Here is a 20,490-nt window from a genome sequence, read left to right on the forward strand (position 1 = left end):
CCTTTTTGTTATTATGTCTAATATTTAAAATAAAAACATATATAACACCAATATTGCTCAATCCTATAAGAAGGAACTCTTTTGTGTTTATGTTTTTTACTACATAAGAATAGATTACTAAAACTTCTAATAATATACAGCATATAAATGCTGTATATAAAAATGAATTTCTCATAATTTCTTATTTACGAGTAGGCTTCTGTAATAAGACATCCTACTATAATTCTATTGATCTATAATTACATATAATATAATAAAAACAGAGGAATATTACAGTTTATGACAAACATTATTTAAAGCCAATACCAAATAGGACTGATTAAATTGAATGTGTCAGCTGTTTTTTAGGTTGATATCCTGACCATGTTCGAGAATCATTCGAGACACATTCGAGAAAACCTTTAATAATATTCTAGCCATTTTCGGAATTTTCGGAATATGTCTCGAATAAGGTCAAAGCTATTCCCCTAATTTTTCTGCTGGTTAGGGTTCAGGAATCTTATAATGAAAAATTATTGAAGTGATTCTGTAGGATTTTACTCTTCATAGCATCTTCCAAGTCTCCAAAAGTGGATGGAGAATAGGGATTGGAGAACTGTCCATTTTCAATCTGGTAAATTACATCACAACTATTCTTCAGTGTCGAAAAAATATGTGAGGATATAAGGATAATTTTTCCTTTGTTCTTAAGCATCTTGATGATTTCCTCAAGGATTATAGAACTCTCCAGATCGATACCATTAAAAGGTTCATCTAAGATAATGAAATCATTCTGTTGAAAGAGAACGGCCATAATCGCCAATTTCTTTTTCATTCCTGTAGAATATTGGCTGATATATTCCTTTAAAGGTAGTTTAAAAATATTCTTTTCCTGAAGGTTTTTCAGCTTTATTTTCCGAGCATCCGCCATCAGATAGATATGTTCTTCTCCGGTGATCTTGGGTAAGAAATAAGGTTCCGCCGTTAAAAAACCGAGGTGATTCTTGATTTCCTTGTAGCCCGTCTTGATTTTTCCTTCATAGTCCTCCATTTCAGCCATGCACCTGAAGAAAGTAGTTTTTCCAGAACCATTCTCTCCGACAATGCCGTAGACCTTTCCAGGCTCAAAGATCACGTTGATATGCTTGAGGACTGTCTTGGAGCCATAGGATTTACTGAGGTTAATTACTTCTATCATGCTGCAGATTTTAAGTTTTGGATGGCTTTGTAATAATAGTAGGGGATGATGACCAGGACCAATGGATAAAAGGCAAGGCATAATCCTAGAACGATACTTTCTGAAATACTGACCTTTCTTGGAAAGACCGCATATTTGAGACAGATAGCAAAGGGAATCAGGAACAAACCTAAACCCCAAACAATAAGTGCCTTCGTGATGTCCTCTGGGAAGATAACACAGAGCGGAATCGCAATAGGCAATAACAAAAGACTTAACTGTATTATTCCTCTCGTGAATTTGTGGAGTAGAAACGCCACTGGTTTTCTGTTTTGGTTCCAAAGAATTATCCCTGGCTCTATGACTTGATAATAGAGGGTTCCACAGATGCAGATGCAAAACATGCAGAAGAGTGCTAGGTTTTGATTACCATAGGCTAAACCAATATATGCCAAGACATATAAAATAATCAGCAGAAGCCAGGTCCTTCGGAAACCGATAATAAATTCAAAAGGGTATTTCCTGAACGGAGTTGGAAAGGTGCCAGACCATAGGCTGTTTGTGGACACAAAAACGAAAAGTACAGCAATGGCCAATAGTACAAGGGCAAGATTAAGTTTGCCGAATATGATTAATAGAATGACCGTTCCAAAACTAAGGATCAGGTTTTCTAGGATCCTGATGAGATAATAGTCCAGGTTATTGAAGGTCATCTTGAGGAAGTCATTTCGCTGGTATTCAGCAAGGCTAAATAAAGCTTGAAAATTCAACAGGAATATGAGATAGGCTGCCCAATAGGGGTACTGTCTTAGTAAATAGAAAAAGGCGATATATACCAATGCGATTGCAGGAAAAATCAATAGCCATGGAAGACCGAAATCTTTCATCGATCTACAGATAATCTTCCACTGCAAATTGAAGTATGTCTTCATGCGCTTTAGGCTTTAGGCTTAACCTGTGTAATTAGTCAGAAATTTTCCTGTTATGTTACAGGAGTCAGAATAAAATAAGATTTTAAACCAAAAAAGCAGTGTTAACGTCGGTTAACACTGCTTTTTTATTATTTCTAGACCTCAAACAACTAAGAATATCGTCTTATGTCTATTGTCTAATTAAGAATTTCTTTTCAACTGTTCATCCAATAGTTGACGTTTAAGAAGTTGTTCTCTTTCCATAGATTTTTTTCTAAGGGTCTGAAGTTCTTCCTGAAGTTCATCTACGGTATGTTTGCTTTCTTCAGTGTCAACTTTAGCTTTTCTGAAGGCCGCTAAAATTCCAAATAAAGCAATCGCTAGCACAATGATGATCACCCAAACCATGGTATGGTAAGAGCTCTTGGAAAATTGGATTCCAAGGAAAGAAATGCTGTCGGTTTTTTGTTGTTCAGTTTGTAAAGCAGCAGATAGGTTGGTTACAGAATCTTGTAGGCTCTGTAGGCTACCTTCGGTAGAAGACGCATCGCCTTTCAATCCGGAAATTTGCTTTTTATAAATGCTCAAGGAGTCTTTAACGTTTTGACGGATGATATCAAGATTTGTCTTTCTGATAATCTTAAAGTCCTTGTCCTGGTTTCTAGATTGCAAATTCAAATAGACGAATTGGCTGTCTAGAGGAGCCGTTTTCAGTTTTTGTTGTAGGGTTTGTCCAAATAGGGGTGAACTAAATGCCCAAAACATTAAAAAAAGTGATAATAATCGCATAGTTATAGGGTATATTTCTTGCTTTAAGAGTCAAGTTTAGCAATTTAATTAGAATTACAAAAGAAATTCTAAAAATTGATTCAATAATACACTAATCTATTTATTTGATTAACCTTAGGTTAACAATTATTTGTCTTTCCGATTAAATAGGGAGGGTTATTTTGTAATATCTAATCCAATTCCTGAAACTGTTTCATCATTTGTAAAATACCTTCTTGTTTACTGCTAAGTATTGAATAATACCCAACTCTGGTTTATAGAATGGTAAAAGTTCTTAATAATTAGAGGTTTAAGATAATTTCGTTAAATTTATCATGATTATAAACTTCAGGACATAAATAAATATTATACCAAAAAATATTTTATCAACTCATTGATTTTAAGATAATTATTTGGTTGTCCTAAGCTCTAAAAGATTTATTCATTCCCGAAAGGGAAAATAACGCAATGTACAGATATGATTAATAAAACAGTATCTAATGCACAGCAGGCTATTGAGGGGATTCAGGATGGCATGACCATCTCCTTGGGTGGTTTTGGGCTGTGTGGGATTCCTGAGAACCTGATTTCGGCTTTGTTGGAAAAGCGGGTCAAAGACCTTACTTGCATCAGTAACAATGCCGGGGTGGATGATTTCGGTTTGGGCCTGTTGCTGCAGAACAAGCAGATCAAGAAAATGATTGCATCCTATGTAGGGGAGAATGCTGAATTTGAAAGACAGATGTTGAGTGGTGAGCTGGAGGTAGACTTAGTTCCACAGGGAACTTTGGCCACGCGTTTAATGGCTGGGGGTTATGGACTGCCAGTTATTTATACCCCTGCGGGAGTGGGGACCGAAGTAGCGGAGGGAAAGGAAGTAAGAAGGTTTACCTTCCATGGAGTAGAGAAAGATTATCTAATGGAATATGCTTTTGAACCTGACTATGCTTTGGTAAAAGCATGGAAAGGGGATACCGCGGGCAACTTGGTTTATCGTGGTACGGCCCAGAATTTTAACCATGCAGTCGCCATGTGTGGCAAGATCACCATCGCAGAAGTGGAGGAATTAGTGGAGGTAGGCGAGTTGGATCCTAACCATATCCATACCCCTGGCATATTTGTAAACAAGATATTCCAAGGTGCGAAGTATGAAAAAAGAATTGAACAAAGAACAGTAAGAAATAGAGAAGATAATGCGTAAAAAAGTATATATCGTTGCTGCCAAGAGGACAGCAATGGGAAGTTTCGGATCATCCCTGGCCACCGTTTCCTCCACTGAGTTGGGGGCTACGGTCATCAAAGCTGTAATGGACGAAATTAAATTGGAGAAGCACCATGTGGATGAAGTCTATATGGGTTCCGTTCTCCAGGCGAATCTGGGACAGGCACCTGCCAGGCAAGCTTCAAAATTTGCCGGTTTACCCGACCACGTACCTGCCACAACCATCAATAAGGTCTGTGCAAGTGGTATGAAAGCGATTTCAATTGGCGTGCAGCAAATTCTATTAGGTGATGCCCAAGTGGTGATCGCTGGAGGAATGGAGAATATGAGCCAAGTTCCTTTTTATGATACAGCAGCTAGATGGGGTGCTAAATATGGCGATCAGAAATTAACAGATGGCATCCAAAAAGATGGATTAACGGATGTTTATTCGGATAAGGCCATGGGGAATTGTGGTGAACTCTGTGCGGAAAAATATGAGATCAGTAGAGCGGATCAAGATGAATATGCCATTCAATCCTATACTCGCAGTAAAATTGCCTGGGAAACGGGGAAATTCAAGAATGAAGTGGTTCCTGTAGAGGTAAAATCTAGAAAGGGTTCGGTCATGGTTGATGAAGATGAGGAATTCAAGAATATCAACTTTGAAAAGGTCAGTCAATTGAAGGCATCCTTTAAAACCGATGGAACGATCACGGCTGCCAATGCATCGACCTTAAGCGATGGAGCTGCTGCGGTGATCTTGATGAGTGAAGAAAAAGTAAATGAGCTTGGCGTTAAGCCCTTGGCAGAGGTGATTGCGTATGCAGATGCGGAACAATCTCCGGAATGGTTTACCACCACACCAACAGCCGCTACCCAGAAAGTATTGCAAAAGGTCGGGCTTACAGTGGATGATATCGATTATTTTGAATTTAACGAGGCCTTTTCGGTTGTTGCCTTGGCCAATGCCAAGCTATTGGACATTTCTGAAGACCAGATGAACGTTTACGGTGGTGCAGTCTCATTGGGGCATCCATTGGGTTGTTCCGGTGCTCGGATCATCGTGACTTTAACCAGTGTTTTACATCAGGAAAATGGTCAGCTAGGACTTGCCGCAATCTGTAATGGAGGCGGTGGGGCAAGTGCCATGATCCTTAAAAAGATTTAACCTATGTTGGACAAATTTGGAATAGCAAAACGAATTGCTAAAGAGATAAAGGACGGCTATTATGTCAACCTGGGGATTGGTATCCCAACCTTGGTTGCCAATTATATCCCCGACAATATCAATGTAGTTCTGCAAAGTGAAAATGGTTTGTTGGGTATGGGACCTTTCCCATTTGAAGGTGAAGAAGATGCAGACTATATCAATGCCGGAAAACAGACCATCACGACCTTACCGGGCTCAGCCTTCTTTGATTCGGCCATGAGCTTTGGCATGATCCGCTCCCGAAAGATCGACCTGACTATCCTAGGTGCCATGGAGGTTTCAGAGAATGGTGATATCGCCAACTGGAAGATTCCCGGTAAAATGGTAAAAGGAATGGGTGGAGCCATGGATCTAGTGGCAAGTGCTGAAAATATCATTGTGGCCATGCAACATGTCAACAAAGCTGGCGAGTCTAAACTGCTGCCGAGTTGTACATTGCCCTTGACGGGTGTGAAATGCGTTAAGAAGATCGTCACGGAATTAGGCGTATTTGAAGTGTTGCCAACTGGCGGATTTAAGGTACTCGAACTCCATGATGGCGTATCCTTGGATATGGTAAAACAAAGTACCGCAGGTAAACTTTTTTATTAGAATAATGTCATAGACGAAGGTCTATGACATTATTCTAAGACATAAGACAATAGACACAAGACAATAGACCGTTCAGCGCGCTAGGTCTTGTGTCTGTTTTTTTAAAGTTTTTGTCATCCTGGACCGAAGGTTCAGGAACTGTACGGCAATACAACCCGTTAAATCAGTAAAACCATATTTATGCAATATTCCGATAAGTTTCAATCCTTTCGGCAGACGGTCTGATCTTGGTCCATCCTCTCATCCCTTCCATCCTGGTTCAAAACATGATCTTGGTCCATCCTCTCATCATTTCCATCCTGGTTCAAAACGTATGTATCTGAAACACTCCTCCCAATTTCGGTTAAGATTATATCATTTAATTTGTTATTAGATAGATTGGCTGCTGTATTATGATTATTGTATAAAATGTTTTTACAGTACAAAATCTGAAAAAACATTAACCTTTTTAATCTTTTATTTAAAGTTTCAGTGAAGATATGTGACTTAAGTTACATACAGCATGACAGTGCATAACAGTTGAATGAAAGAAATAAAATATCTTCGGAATAACTTAAAAACCTAAATCACTTTTTGATCACGTATGAATGCATTAGCAGGAGTAATATTTCATTTTATTGGTGGCTTTGCGTCTGGTAGTTTTTACGTTCCGTTTAAGAAAGTAAAGGGCTGGTCTTGGGAGGCAATGTGGATTTTAGGTGGTTTGTTCTCTTGGATCATTGTTCCTCCGATTGCAGCATGGCTGACAATCCCCAATTTTTGGGATATCATCAGCAATACAGAAAACCATATTTTAGGATATACTTTTCTGTTTGGTATATTATGGGGAATAGGAGGGTTGACCTATGGTCTAGGGGTGAGATATTTAGGGGTTTCCTTAGGGAGCAGTGTGATTCTGGGACTGAGTATGGTCTTTGGTTCCCTGATGCCTGCCATATATTATTTCTTCAACAGGACCGATGGGAAGCATGGCATTGATTATTTCTTTACGGAGAACGCTGGAATCTGTGTAATGGTTGGCCTGTTGGTCTGTGTGGTTGGGATCTATTTATGTGGGAAGGCAGGTGTGCTAAAGGAAAGAAGTTTGGGAGTCTTGGGATCAGAAGCGAAGGCAGACTATAATTTTGGGTTAGGGATCATTGTCGCTATCGTATCTGGGGTTTTGAGTGCCTGTTTTAATTTTGGAATAGAATCCGGCAAACCCATGGCAGAAGTTGCCAATAATTTATGGAAGTCTGCGCATCCAGGTCAAGGTGAGTTTTTATACCAAAACAATGTAACCTATATCGTAATCCTCTGGGGTGGATTTAGCACAAATTTTTTATGGTGCCTGTACCTATTGATCAAGAACCATTCGTTTGTAAATTATACAAAAAGGGATACGCCAATTGGAAAGAACTTTTTGCTCTGTGCCATAGCCGGGACGACTTGGTACCTGCAGTTCTTTTTCTATGGGATGGGCGAAAGTAGATTGGGCAATGGTGCGAGTTCATGGATCCTGCACATGGCCTTTATCATTTTGATTTCCAATGCTTGGGGAATTGCCCTCAAGGAATGGAAAGGAGTTAGTAAACCAACATATACAGCGATCATTGCTGGAATAGCCACTATCATTCTGTCGATTTGTATAGTGGGATTTGCGAAAACATTAGAATAATAAACTAAATACATATAACTGTGAGAACATACAAACACGTTAATTATTTATGGGACGATGAGTACGCTCAACAGCTTGCGGGTGATGAGGTAGCTCTGTTATTATACCGTTCTAACATTTTAGGATCGGATTTAAGGATTACCAATTACGGCGGAGGAAATACCTCTTGCAAGGTAATGGATAAAGACCCCTTGACCGGAGAGGAAGTAGAGGTAATGTGGATCAAAGGTTCAGGAGGGGATATAGGAACATTGAAGAAGTCCGGACTAGCTGCTTTATATGTAGATAGGCTACGGGATCTTGAAAAAGTGTACCGAGGGATAGAACATGAAGATGAGATGGTTGAACTGTTCAATCACTGCATTTTTGATCTAGCGTCGAAAGCACCTTCAATCGATACCCCATTACATGGATTTTTACCATTCAAACATATTGATCATCTTCACCCCGATGCAGCGATTGCCATCGCGGCAGCCAAGGATGGCAAGAAAATTACCCAAGAGCTCTTTAACGGGACCATAGGTTGGGTGGATTGGCAAAAACCAGGCTTTGACCTTGGATTGCAATTGCGTGAATGTCTGGAAGAAAATCCGGGCATCCGCGGCATCATGTTGGGATCCCATGGTCTATTTACCTGGGGCGACAATGCAAAGGATTGCTATATCAATTCCCTGGATGTGATTGAAGCTTGTGCGAATTACCTGGAAGAAAACTATGGTAAGAACAGAGCAATATTTGGTGGTCAGAAAGTAGAAAGTCTGGATCCTAAAGGAAGACAAGTACAGGCGGCTAAAATAGCGCCTATTTTAAGAGGGTTCTGTTCCAGTGAACGCCACATGATTGGTCATTTTACAGATGACCACCGTGTACTGGAATACATCAACTCCAATGATCTGGAGAAATTGGCACCATTAGGTACCAGCTGTCCAGATCATTTCTTGAGAACCAAGATACAGCCATTGATCCTGAACCTGGACAAAGATGAGGACTTGAATGATGTAAAAGCATTGAAGGAGAAACTTGCTCCCCTGTTCGAAGATTATAGGGCCATGTATACGGAATATTATGAAACCTGTAAACACCCGAACAGCCCAGCAATCAGGGATAGAAATCCGGTGATCATCATTTATCCGGGTGTAGGGATGTTTGCCTTTGCGAAAGACAAACAAACAGCAAGGGTAGCAGCGGAGTTCTATACCAATGCAATCAATGTGATGAAAGGTTCAGAGGCGGTAAGTGAATATACATCCTTGCCTAGACAAGAAGCTTTCAATATTGAATATTGGCTGCTTGAGGAAGCTAAATTACAGCGTATGCCGAAACCGAAAGCCTTATCAGGAAGGATTGCCTTGGTGACAGGTAGTGCCGGCGGTATAGGCAAGGCTATCGCCAAGAAATTTGCCGAAGAAGGTGCTGTCATTGTACTGAATGACTTAAATGCTGAACGATTGGCTGGTGCAAAAAAAGAATTTGAAGCTGCTTTTGGAAATGACAATGTAGTCTCTGTACCTTTAGATGTAACCAATGAAGAACAGATCAAAGTCGCATTTGAAAAAGCATGTTTAAATTACGCAGGTATTGACATCGTAGTGAACAATGCTGGGCTATCGATTTCAAAAACCATTGAGGACCATAGTACAAAGGATCTTGATCTATTATACGATGTTTTGGTGAAGGGACAGTTTTATGTCACTCAACAAGCTGTACATGTCATGAAAGCTCAAGGAATAGGCGGGGATATCCTCAATATTGTGAGTAAGAATGCGTTGGTAAGTGGACCAAACAATGCTGGATATGGCAGTGCCAAGGCCAGCCAATTACACCTTAGTCGCTTAAATGCCGCAGAGTTAGGTCCAGACAAGATCAGGGTCAACGTGGTAAATCCAGATGCGGTTATTTCGGACAGTAATATCTGGGCCGGAGGATGGGCCGAAGGAAGAGCAAAAGCCTATGGTATATCTGTTGAAGAGTTGCCGGCTTTCTATGCGAAACGAACTTTATTAAATGAGGTGATCTTGCCGGAAGATATTGCCAATGCATGTTTTGCCTTTGTTGGCGGTCTGTTGAACAAATCAACAGGGAATGTATTGAATGTAGATGGTGGAGTTGCCATGGCCTTTGTGAGATAAGGGCCGTTCCAATAACATAAAGCAGATACGATGAGAATTGCGAAAGAACAGATTGAAGAGCACAATAGGAAATTGGAAAGTAGGCATCAGCGTGCTTTCCAATTTCTGAAAGAAGATATTCAAGGGATTGAAGCTATTGTATCGAAGCTTGAAAAGTTTCAGGTTGCCATTCCTAGTTGGGCTCTGGGAACGGGAGGTACCCGTTTCGGGAGGTTTAGTGGTAAGGGTGAGCCTGGGACATTGGAGGAAAAGATTGAGGACGTAGGTTTATTACATGCCTTAAATCGGTCAAGTGGTGCCATTTCATTGCATATTCCTTGGGATATCCCTCAAGATTCCCAAAAGATCAGGGATCTGGCAGCTTCCTTTGACCTAAAATTTGATACGGTAAATTCCAATACCTTTCAGGACCAGAAAGGTCAAGCATTAAGCTATAAACATGGCTCTTTGCATCATGTGGATCCAAAGGTCAGGAAACAGGCTGTTGCCCATAATAAAGAGGTTATTGACCATGGAATAGCGTTAGGGTCGAAGGCGCTGACCGTATGGTTGGCGGATGGTTCATCCTTTCCTGGTCAATTGAACTTTCGGGAAGCTTTTCAAAATACCTTGGAAAGTCTGAAAGAGATCTATGCCCATCTGCCGGCGGATTGGAAATTGTTTGTGGAGTATAAAGCATTTGAACCTTTCTTTTATTCGATGACCATTGGAGATTGGGGGCAATCTTTGCTATTGGCTACAAAGTTGGGGCCTAAGGCATATACGCTGGTTGATCTGGGCCATCATCTTCCTAATGCCAATATTGAGCAGATTGTTTCTTTATTGCTGATGGAAGGAAAATTAGGTGGTTTCCATTTCAATGATAGTAAATATGCTGATGATGACCTCACTGCTGGGGCAATTAAGCCTTACCAACTCTTCTTGATCTTCAGTGAGTTGGTGGAGGGTATGGATGCCAGAGGGATGGACCATGTCAGTGATTTAGGTTGGATGATCGATGCTTCGCATAACTTGAAAGATCCATTGATTGATTTATTGCAATCCGTTGAAGCAATCTTGATTGCCTATGCGCAAGCGCTTTTGGTAGACCGAAAAGCATTGAAAGCGGCTCAACAAAATAATGATATCGTTAAAGCACAGAACATCTTGCAGGACGCATTCCGCACAGATGTCCGACCGATAGTAGCTGAAGCAAGATTACGGTCTGGAGCTGCATTGGATCCATTACAAATGTTCGATGAACTAGCTGTTAGGGATCAATTAGTGAAAGAAAGAGGTGAAAATTCAGTTGCTACGGGATTATAAAAAAATAAATGGGACAAAAAGAACGTATACCTGTTGTTGCCATTTTTGATGTTGGCAAAACGAACAAAAAATTGTTCTTATTTGATGAACATTATCAGATCGTCTTTGAAAAATCAGCACGTTTTTTAGAAACGGTCGATGAGGATGGAGATCCATGTGAAAATATTGAAAGCTTGAGGCTTTCCGTGTTTGATTCGCTACATGAGATTTTCCGTAAAACAGAATTTGAAGTTAAAGCAATCAACTTTACTTCCTATGGAGCAAGCTTTGTTCTGATCAAAGAGGATGGACAACCGCTGACTCCACTGTACAATTATTTGAAAGCCTATCCCCAGGAACTGAAAGACGAACTCCATAATCAATACGGGGGTTTGGAAAAATTCAGTTTAGATACGGCATCGCCAGATTTAGGGAGTTTAAACTCCGGTCTGCAATTGTTTCGGGTGAAGAAAGAAAGGCCTCAGGTGTTCAAGGAGATCCATTGTGCACTGCATTTGCCACAATACCTCAGTTTCTTGCTTTCTGGCAAGCTCTATTCGGATAAGACGAGCATTGGTTGCCATACAGCTCTTTGGGATTACCATAAGCAGGATTATCACCAATGGGTAAAGGATAATGGCATTGATGAAAAATTGGCTCCGGTAGTGGAAGCGGATGAAGTGTTCTCGGCAAATTTTCCGGGAAGTACTTTTGTGATCGGTTCTGGCCTTCATGATAGTTCATCGGCCTTGATTCCGTACCTGTTGAATTTTCATGAGCCATTCGTTTTGATCTCCACAGGAACCTGGTGTATCTCTTTGAATCCCTTCAACCATAGTCCACTGACTAAATCAGAGTTGGAGCAGGATTGTTTATTTTACCTGTCTTATGCAGGTGATCCTGTCAAAGCTTCGCGACTGTTTGCAGGACATGAACATGATGTGCAATCCAAACGTATTGCGGATAATTTTGCTGTTACGACAGCAAAATTCAGGAATATGGATATTGATTGGAATTTAATAGAGGCCTTACAAAAGAAAGAGACTTCGGATGAATTGGATGCTTTCTCAAAACTGGATCTAAATCAATTTAAGGACTATAAAGAGGCCTACCATTCCTTTATGTTGCACCTGGTGAAGGCGCAGGTACGATCGACCAACTTGATCATGGATCAAGGAAAGATCAGTAGAGTATTTGTAGATGGAGGATTCAGCAAGAATTCTATCTATATGAACCTGTTGGCCAAGGAGTATCCGCAGGTGGAAGTTTATGCTGCATCTATGGCGCAGGCCACGGCTGTAGGAGCAGCCCTAGCCATTCACGAACATTGGAATACCTTGCCTGTACCAAATGACCTGATCGAGCTGCGGTTCTTTCGGGCATAGTTTAGAATTTTCATTATAATTTTTTAGAATAAGTATAAGAAGGCCTCAGCAATGAGGCTTTTTTATTTTTGCGATGGTTGGGGGCTTATACAGCAAAAAGGCGAGCAACCTAGGGTTGACTCGCCTTTTTTATATGAAATGTTTGGTTTCTTAACGTAAATCTACGACTTCAAATCCTGGGTAATTTCCTTTGTTAAATTGGAAAGTCGAACCAGCAATTGGGCTGTTGACATACAGGCCGTTAATGGTATAAGTATACTTAGCGCCAGATTTGTCAAAGATGGTTACATCATGGATATGCTTGTTCTTGTTGATGCGGACCTGGATCTTGGAATAATTACTCTTTGCATCCTCAGGAGTAAAGTCAATTGCGGTCAACTTTCCAGCAGCAGCATCTGACTGATTGGAAGAACTTCCATATTTATATCCTGATTTATAGAAGGTGAAAATATTGTTGGGTCCAATGGATTGTCCAGAATTGTCAGCTTCAGAAACCTGAACTTCTTTATCTTCCTTAAGAACGGACCAAGTGGATTTGCCATCAGAAATCAGGTCCTGTGTAGGCAATGAAATCTTATACTGATTGGAAGGTTTGTTCAGGAACAATTTTCCTTTGTCAGTATAGTTCTCGCCATTCGCCTGCGTAGCTTTAAAAGTGAATTCGGATTGGATGGTTTTGTAGCCATCATATTTTTGGGACACTTCATCCAAGATTTTCTTGGTTGAACCATTTTGTCCGAAAGCTAATGTTGCACTAAATAGGGCAACAAATACATAGATAAATCTCATCATCATTAATTAATCTTTTCTTAATGTTTCCAAATATTGTTCCAATGAGTATTCATCGGGATAGAGCACCTCGCGTGCTTTACTTCCTTCAAAAGGACCTACAATACCTGCAGCTTCCAATTGATCGATGATCCTACCAGCGCGGTTATAACCTAATTTTAATTTGCGCTGAATCAATGATGTTGAGCCTTGTTGATGCATGACGATCAGCCTTGCAGCTTCTTCAAACAACTGGTCTCTATCGGACATGTCGAAATCCGCTAAGCCGGAACCTTCACCATTTTCATCAATGTACTCTGGTAATAGGTGGGCAGATGGATAACCACGTTGCGATCCGATGAAATCAGAAATCTGATCTACCTCAGGTGTATCGACAAAGGCACATTGGATACGGATAAGGTCACTACCTGTTGCAAGCAACATGTCACCACGACCAATTAATTGGTCGGCACCGCCACTATCCAAGATGGTCCTTGAGTCGGTTTTCGAAAGTACCCTGAAAGCAAGTCGAGCTGGGAAGTTAGCTTTGATGGTACCTGTAATGATATTCACGGAAGGTCTTTGTGTTGCAATGACCAAGTGGATACCCACGGCACGGGCTAACTGAGCAAGACGAGCGATAGGAGTTTCTACTTCCTTACCGGCAGTCATGATCAAATCGGCAAACTCATCAATTATAAGAACTATAAATGGTAAGAATCGATGACCCTCCTCAGGGTTTAATCGACGATTGATAAATTTTGCATTATATTCCTTTAAATTCCTTACCTGTGCATTTTTTAATAGGTCATAACGTTGATCCATTTCAATACAAAGGGAATTTAAGGTGTTGATTACTTTTTTCGTATCGGTGATGATTGGTTCATCCTCATTAGGCAGTTTTGCCAAGAAATGTCTTTCGATTTTCTTGAATAAGGATAACTCTACTTTCTTAGGGTCGACCAAGACAAACTTTAACTCGGCTGGATGCTTCTTGTAAAGCAACGAAGTTAAAATCGCATTGATACCAACCGATTTACCCTGTCCTGTAGCACCCGCTACCAATAAGTGCGGCATTTTTGCCAAATCGGCAATATATACCTCATTGGAAATGGTTTTTCCTAAAGCGATAGGTAAGTCCATATCTGACTTTTGGAATTTCTCGGTGGTCAAGATAGAACGCATCGATACCATTTCAGGCGTGGAGCTTGGTACCTCAATACCAATCGTTCCTTTACCCGGCATTGGTGCAATGATACGGATACCCAAGGCTGCTAAACTAAGGGCAATATCATCCTCCAAATTCTTGATCTTAGAAATACGAACGCCCGGTTTTGGGATGATTTCATATAAGGTCACCGTTGGTCCGATGGTCGCTTTGATATGTTCGATTTCAATGCTGTAGTTTCTCAGCGTTTCAACAATTCTGTTTTTGTTGGCTTCAAGCTCCTGTTGGTTGATCGTGATTTTACCGGAGCCATAATCTTTCAATAGATCTAAACCGGGGTATTGGTATCCTGAAAGGTCTAGTTTAGGATCATATTCTCCAAATTTCTCCACTAAGTCATTGGCTGAGATCGGTTTTTCTTCAATGACTCTTTCCACAGTAAGTGCAGGTTCTGCAACCTCTTCAGATTTCTTTACTGGGGCAGGAGGGGGATCAATGCTGAGCTCGATTTCTTTTTCCTGGTTCTCAACAAAGTTTGTGTTGGGCTTGATAGCATTCACATTCAATGGAAGAGATACCGTATTGTCCTCTTCTTTGTTGGACGTGAAATCAACACTGCCAATTTCTTCTTCTTCCTCATCAGGTACAGCATAGGTATCTGTAGCGATGTTTTGCTGTGTATTGGCCTTGATCTTATTGTTGACCGTGGTATAATTTTGATCATCTTCTTCAAATTCTTCATCCTCGTCTTCCAATTGTTTTTTGGAGGACTGGAATGAGAATCTTAAGTCGTAGTTGTACAGCAATACCAAGGCTGTCAAGAAAATAAATACGAGCAAGCCGCCGGTCCCTACTGTTCCGATTTGATTTTTTAGGATCTGGTTGGTCCAGAAACCAAATTTACCTTCAAGGATATGGGGTGTATTGGATATAAAATCTTGGGCGAAACCAAGGGTAATTGACAAGAGGATAATAGCTACAAGGGAATATATCACGGTTTTCCAAACAGGAAGGATCGATCTTTTGTAAAGGAACTTGTAACCGATAACAAATAAGACCAAAATAAATAGAAAGGAAGCGACGCCAAACCACTCATAGATAAATTGATTGGCTAATAGGGCTCCGAACTTTCCGAGTTTATTCTGAACGATTGGTGTTTCAATGGTTTCATCATGGATTTCTTCGGTAGTTTGCATCAAAGTGCTCCATCCGCCATTGCTTTGGGCGATGTAGCTTTGGTCAGATTGCCAAGTGAACAAATAGGAAACAAATGCAACGGTGAATAGCCCAGCGAGCAAAAGAAGAAATAAGCCTAATATTTTTAGAGCCTTTCTCTGACCTTCCGAAAAGTTGAATTGGTCAAAAGACTTGGTTTTTGCTCTTTTTTGATAGGAAATAGTAGTGTTCTTCGTCTTCTTAGTCCCAGTGCTACCACTACCGTTTTTAAATGTATTTAATTTAGCCATTAATTATGACGTGATTTACGTTAGTACAAACTTAAAAAAAACTTTTAGGATTCCATTGTGTAGGTCATAACACAACATGGTATCATGTCCTGTTAAAAACAATTGAAATCGATAAAGCTAATGCATAAATAGTTCATTGATTTGAATTCATTGAGCTGTAGCAATAAGCTCTCCAAATTCGTTGTATCTTTGAATATAAAGAATTTTGAAGTATGTTTCCAAGAAATAAATATTTGCTGCCTGTAATAGCGCTTTGTTTTACGATTTTTATGCAAGGTTGTGCCAAGGATGATGGCGTTGGACCTGAAAATCTGGACAGCGATAGTTTTTCAGGTATTGCTGCTTTCAATGCCATCGAAGGAACAAGTAACCTACAGCTTTTGATCGATGGGAAATTAATCAACAAGGACGACGAGAATTTTAGCACAGGAGGATACCTTAACCACCGTACTTTATTTCCAGGAAAAAGATCGTTGGAGCTGAAAACAATAAAGGGAGATGTTTTGTATGCCACAGAGAAAGTTTTTCAGAGTCCAAAAATTTACTCATACTTTTTTTATGGCACTAACAAAAGGGAACCGCTTGTAACAGAGGATGATGTGATTAAGCCTGAAACTGGTAAGATGAAAGTTAGGTTGGTAAACCTGGTGTCAGATTCTAAACTTAAATTGGACTTTCAATACCTGAATTCAAAAGTGACCCATGATATGGAGGATAGAGTCTTCGGATTGAATGAATACTCCTCGAAGGAAGATTTTAAGTTTGAAATCAGCTCCACCGACCGTAAATATGATAATATTGAAATAAATTTAGATGGAAAAGATCGCGCCGTTTTTTCGATCGTATTGTACTCCGATCAACAGGAAAATGCGGAGAAAAGGGAAATAAAATATAAAATATTGGAACTCTAATCGGATTGGAGGTCAAAAAGAAAGCCCGTAATCAAGTCGATTACGGGCTTTCTTTTTGATATAGCTTGATCTTTATGCTACAGTGATCAAGTAGTAGTTTTTCTTACCACGTTGAGCAATTAAGTATTTGTCATTGATTAGGTTGCTGGTGTTTACTAGCAATTCAATGTCTGTTAATTTCTCGCGGTTCAAGGAAACTCCACCACCTTGCAACATTTTTCTAGCTTCACCCTTGGAAGGGAAAACCTGTGTTTCAACCAGTAGATCCAAGATGTTGATGCCTTCGGCTAATTTTGCCCTGTCCAAGTTGGATTGAGGAACACCATCGAATACCTCAAGTACGGCATCATGGTCTAAGTTAGCTAGGAAAGAAAGGTCTCCGTTTCCAAAAAGGAATTCCGAAGTCTTAACCGCTGTTTCGTAGTCTAGTTCAGAGTGCGTACGTGTTGTGATGTCCTTAGCTAATGCCTTTTGAACAATTCTCAAGTGTGGTGCTGCATCATGTTCAGCGATAATGGCATCAATTTCTTCCTTGGTTTTCAAGGTGAAGATCTTGATCCAGTTTTTAGCGTCATCATCAGTAGCATTCAACCAGAATTGATAATATTTATAAGGAGAGGTTTTCTTAGCGTCCAACCATACTGCCCCTGATTCTGTCTTACCGAACTTCTGTCCGTCAGACTTTTTGATCAATTGCGTAGTTAATCCGAAAACAGTCCCTTGTTCTAATCTGCGAACGATTTCACTTCCTGTAACGATGTTACCCCATTGGTCAGAACCACCCATTTGGATTTTGCAGTTCTGGTTTTTCCAAAGATAATAGAAGTCATAACCTTGAATTAATTGATAGGAGAACTCAGTGAAGGAAAGGCCGTTTTCGCCTTCCAAACGTTTCTTTACAGAATCTTTGGCCATCATATAATTCACGGTAATCAGCTTACCAACGTCACGGATGAAATCCAAGAAACTGAAGTCCTTGAACCAATCGAAGTTGTTCACCATTTTTGCATCTGTTTCACCATCGCCAAATGTTAAGAATTTGGTCAATTGATGTTTCAGGGATGCAACATTGTGAGCTAACGTAGCTTCATCAAGAAGATTACGTTCAGCTGATTTGAATGAAGGGTCTCCGATCATACCTGTAGCACCACCAACAAGGGCAACAGGTTTGTGGCCTGCGTGTTGAAAGTGGATCAGGGTCATGATTTGAGTTAAATGACCAACATGTAGAGAATCGCCTGTCGGGTCGAAGCCGATATATCCCGCTACTTGTTCTTTGTTTAACAATTCTTCTGTTCCTGGCATGATGTCTTGAAGCATGCCTCTCCAGCGTAGTTCTTCTACAAAGTTCATAATATACCCTTAAGATTTTTATTTAAGTTGCAAAGATACGAGATTAAACTGTATCTTTCAGATAATTATTGTTTGATATAGCGGATGAATTTTCTCTCACATTTCTATTTTGAAAGGTTTGCAACTATCCCTGAGCGTGTTCTTGGCTCTTTGTTGCCTGACTTGTTGAAGAATGTAGATAAGTCCTATATCTTTCATCCCCAAAAATTCGAGGAACAGCTTTTTGCCCATCCCCTGACCATGGAAATATCCGAAGGTTGGTATCGGCATGTGGAGGTGGACAAGTTATTCCATAGCAGTGAGTTCTTTTTGAACCATTGCCATCACCTGAGACGTAAGCTGGACCCTGTATTGGAAGGTACGCCGATCCGTGGGACTTTCATGGCGCATATCGCAGTAGAATTGATGCTCGACCATTTGTTGATCAAGCATCAGCTTGTCAATGTTTCGAGATTATATGAACACCTGGAAAATGTTCACAAACCAATTATGAAAAGTTATTTGAAAACCATCGGTGTGGAAGATATTGATGGGTTTGTTGCCTTTTATGATAAATTCCTAGCATGGAAGTATATTTTTGATTATAAAGATCTTGATCAGATTTCAAAGCCACTGATCAATATTTCAAAACGTATCTGGACCTTTGAGACCCCAAAGGGAATACATGAAGGATTGACCGAGGTCTTGGTCGATTATTGCAATGAAGATATGAAGGACTTCAAGGATATCTACACATATATTCAGGATAACTTGACGTATTTGTCATAATTTTTTTCACTTTTGTTACTTGTCCAATAAATTAACTTAATATGGCTAATAGACTTTTCCGAAAGAAAAGCGTAGATCAAATTCTTTCAGACGCTGAACATGGTGGTTCTGGATTAGCAAAAATTTTAGGAGTTCGAGATTTAGTTTCCCTTGGTATTGCAGCCATCGTAGGGGCTGGTATTTTCAGTACCATAGGTTTGGCTAGCTACAATGGAGGTCCGGCTGTTTCGCTGCTCTTCGTTTTTGTGGCTTTTGCCTGTGTGTTTACTGCTCTTTCCTATGCTCAGTTTGCGAGTACCGTACCGGTTTCCGGTAGTGCATATACCTATGCTTATGTGGCATTTGGTGAATTGTTTGCTTGGATAATTGGCTGGGCCCTGGTGCTCGAATATGCCGTATCCAATATGGTAGTGGCCATATCATGGTCGCAGTATTTTGTGTCTATGCTGGAAGGCTTCGGGATACATCTCCCCAAATGGATGACCATGGCGCCAGGTTATGCCCTAGATGCGCATCAGAAGTTCCTGGAAGTAGGGATAGAGAATTTGGAGAAAATCGATAAGGTTGCTCTGCAGGCCTATGACACTGCGCCAAGGATCTTGGATATCCCGATTATCTTTGACATGCCTGCTGGATTGATCACTTTCCTGGTAACCTGGCTGGTGTATATCGGTATTAAAGAATCCCGGAAAGCCAGTAATATCATGGTGCTGATCAAGATCGGGATTATCCTCGCGGTGATTATCGGTGGTATTTTCTTTGTTAAACCGGAGAACTGGACTCCATTTGCCCCGAATGGTTTAGGAGGTGTAATGAGTGGGGTAGCAGCTGTATTCTTTGCTTTTATCGGTTTTGACTCCATTTCAACAACAGCAGAGGAGTGTAAGAACCCCCAAAGGGACCTTCCAAAAGCGATGATCTATTGTTTGTTGATCTGTGCCGTGCTTTATGTGGCGATCACACTTGTATTGACAGGAATGGTGAATTATAAGGAATTGAATGTGAAGGATCCATTGGCATATGTGTTCGAATACGTAGGCTTCGATCATATGGCAGGGATTATTTCGGTTACTTCCGTAATTGCGATTACGAGTGCTTTGCTTGTGTTCCAATTGGCTCAACCAAGGATCTGGATGACCATGAGTAGGGACGGGTTGTTATGGAAGAAGTTTGCAACTATTCACCCAAAATATAAAACGCCTTCTTTTGCAACGATCGTGACAGGTATCGTGGTGGCTGTCCCAGCATTGTTCTTCAAGATGGATTTCTTTGTCGATCTGACCTCTGTAGGTACTTTCTTCGCATTTATCCTAGTGTGTTGCGGGGTGTTGTATATGGATCATTCCGGCTTATCCAAACGTTCTAAGTTTAGAGTGCCATATGTCAATGGGAAATACATCGTAGGTATTGGATTAATTGTTGGCTTGATACTCGCTGTTAAGTTTAGTGGAGAGTCCATTTCAGATTGGATGAGTATGGGGTCTTCAGCGATTCTTTTGCATAAATCTTTAGTGATCGTATTTTGGTTGGCTTGGTTGGTGTTGAGTGTGTTGAGTTTTAAATATAACTTTTCATTACTGCCGGTCATTGGAATCTTGGTAAACCTTTACCTGATGTCTGAATTAGGGGCGAGTAACTGGATTATCTTTATCCTGTGGTTACTGGGTGGTTTAGCGATATATTTTGGTTATGGCTATAGAAACTCCAAGTTGAGAAATATCGACACAAAATAGATTGAGAAAAAAAGCATTAGAAAAGGCT

16 protein-coding genes are annotated in these 20,490 nt (G+C 40.4%); 10 read left to right on the plus strand and 6 right to left on the minus strand.

From position 1 onward, the window contains the following. Positions 1-499: 499 nt before the first annotated feature. From ACWICE_RS15340 to ACWICE_RS15350, 3 genes are all read right to left on the minus strand, one after another. On the minus strand, positions 500-1,177 hold the full coding sequence (locus ACWICE_RS15340) for an ATP-binding cassette domain-containing protein (protein WP_454298714.1): 678 nt from the start codon (positions 1,175-1,177) through the stop codon (positions 500-502). Beyond that, on the minus strand, positions 1,174-2,088 hold the full coding sequence (locus ACWICE_RS15345; protein WP_454298715.1) for a hypothetical protein: 915 nt from the start codon (positions 2,086-2,088) through the stop codon (positions 1,174-1,176). The genes ACWICE_RS15340 and ACWICE_RS15345 overlap by 4 nt, the downstream gene beginning before the upstream one ends. Before the next feature lie 180 nt (positions 2,089-2,268). After that, positions 2,269-2,832, minus strand: coding sequence for a hypothetical protein (locus tag ACWICE_RS15350; RefSeq protein WP_185213417.1), 564 nt, complete (start codon positions 2,830-2,832; stop codon positions 2,269-2,271). A gap of 481 nt (positions 2,833-3,313) precedes the next feature. Here ACWICE_RS15350 and ACWICE_RS15355 point away from each other — a divergent pair, with 481 nt between their 5' ends. From ACWICE_RS15355 to ACWICE_RS15385, 7 genes are all read left to right on the plus strand, one after another. Further along, positions 3,314-4,036 carry a CoA transferase subunit A gene (locus ACWICE_RS15355; RefSeq protein ID WP_254529512.1) on the plus strand — a complete coding sequence of 241 codons (723 nt, stop codon included), beginning with the start codon at positions 3,314-3,316 and terminating at the stop codon, positions 4,034-4,036. Then, positions 4,029-5,207: a thiolase family protein gene (locus ACWICE_RS15360; RefSeq protein WP_185213419.1), complete on the plus strand. Its 1,179-nt coding sequence runs from the start codon at positions 4,029-4,031 to the stop codon at positions 5,205-5,207. The genes ACWICE_RS15355 and ACWICE_RS15360 overlap by 8 nt, the downstream gene beginning before the upstream one ends. Positions 5,208-5,210: 3 nt before the next feature. Beyond that, positions 5,211-5,840 carry a 3-oxoacid CoA-transferase subunit B gene (locus tag ACWICE_RS15365; protein WP_185213420.1) on the plus strand — a complete coding sequence of 210 codons (630 nt, stop codon included), beginning with the start codon at positions 5,211-5,213 and terminating at the stop codon, positions 5,838-5,840. 583 nt (positions 5,841-6,423) lie between these two features. Further along, a complete protein-coding gene (rhaT, locus tag ACWICE_RS15370; protein ID WP_454298716.1) occupies positions 6,424-7,497 on the plus strand; it encodes an L-rhamnose/proton symporter RhaT in 1,074 nt (357 codons plus the stop codon). 20 nt (positions 7,498-7,517) lie between these two features. Continuing rightward, positions 7,518-9,626, plus strand: a complete 2,109-nt coding sequence (locus ACWICE_RS15375) for a bifunctional aldolase/short-chain dehydrogenase (RefSeq protein ID WP_454298717.1) — start codon at positions 7,518-7,520, stop codon at positions 9,624-9,626. Positions 9,627-9,656: 30 nt separating this feature from the next. Next, positions 9,657-10,931, plus strand: a complete 1,275-nt coding sequence (locus tag ACWICE_RS15380; protein WP_454298718.1) for a sugar isomerase — start codon at positions 9,657-9,659, stop codon at positions 10,929-10,931. An 8-nt stretch (positions 10,932-10,939) separates the two neighbouring features. Beyond that, positions 10,940-12,295 (plus strand): FGGY-family carbohydrate kinase, encoded by a 1,356-nt coding sequence (locus ACWICE_RS15385; RefSeq protein WP_454298719.1) that lies wholly within the window; start codon positions 10,940-10,942, stop codon positions 12,293-12,295. Positions 12,296-12,445: 150 nt separating this feature from the next. On the opposite strand, the gene ACWICE_RS15390 is transcribed toward ACWICE_RS15385, so the two are convergent. Both ACWICE_RS15390 and ACWICE_RS15395 read right to left on the minus strand, forming a co-directional pair. After that, complete coding sequence (locus ACWICE_RS15390; protein ID WP_454298720.1) at positions 12,446-13,090, minus strand: LolA family protein; 645 nt, start codon at positions 13,088-13,090, stop codon at positions 12,446-12,448. Between the two features lie 3 nt (positions 13,091-13,093). Next, positions 13,094-15,697 (minus strand): FtsK/SpoIIIE family DNA translocase, encoded by a 2,604-nt coding sequence (locus ACWICE_RS15395; RefSeq protein ID WP_185217723.1) that lies wholly within the window; start codon positions 15,695-15,697, stop codon positions 13,094-13,096. A gap of 212 nt (positions 15,698-15,909) precedes the next feature. Between ACWICE_RS15395 and ACWICE_RS15400 the strand changes: the two genes are divergently transcribed. Further along, complete coding sequence (locus ACWICE_RS15400) at positions 15,910-16,608, plus strand: DUF4397 domain-containing protein (protein ID WP_454298721.1); 699 nt, start codon at positions 15,910-15,912, stop codon at positions 16,606-16,608. A 72-nt stretch (positions 16,609-16,680) separates the two neighbouring features. On the opposite strand, the gene tyrS is transcribed toward ACWICE_RS15400, so the two are convergent. Next, a complete protein-coding gene (gene tyrS / locus ACWICE_RS15405; RefSeq protein ID WP_454298722.1) occupies positions 16,681-17,961 on the minus strand; it encodes a tyrosine--tRNA ligase in 1,281 nt (426 codons plus the stop codon). 84 nt (positions 17,962-18,045) lie between these two features. Here tyrS and ACWICE_RS15410 point away from each other — a divergent pair, with 84 nt between their 5' ends. Together ACWICE_RS15410 and ACWICE_RS15415 are read left to right on the plus strand one after the other, a co-directional pair. Continuing rightward, on the plus strand, positions 18,046-18,729 hold the full coding sequence (locus ACWICE_RS15410; protein WP_454291510.1) for an ACP phosphodiesterase: 684 nt from the start codon (positions 18,046-18,048) through the stop codon (positions 18,727-18,729). 41 nt (positions 18,730-18,770) lie between these two features. Next, the gene (locus ACWICE_RS15415; RefSeq protein WP_185217727.1) at positions 18,771-20,462 is read left to right on the plus strand and encodes an amino acid permease; all 1,692 of its coding nucleotides are present in this window, start codon (positions 18,771-18,773) and stop codon (positions 20,460-20,462) included. Positions 20,463-20,490: the final 28 nt, after the last annotated feature.

The organism is Sphingobacterium sp. NPDC055346, assembly GCF_053645235.1.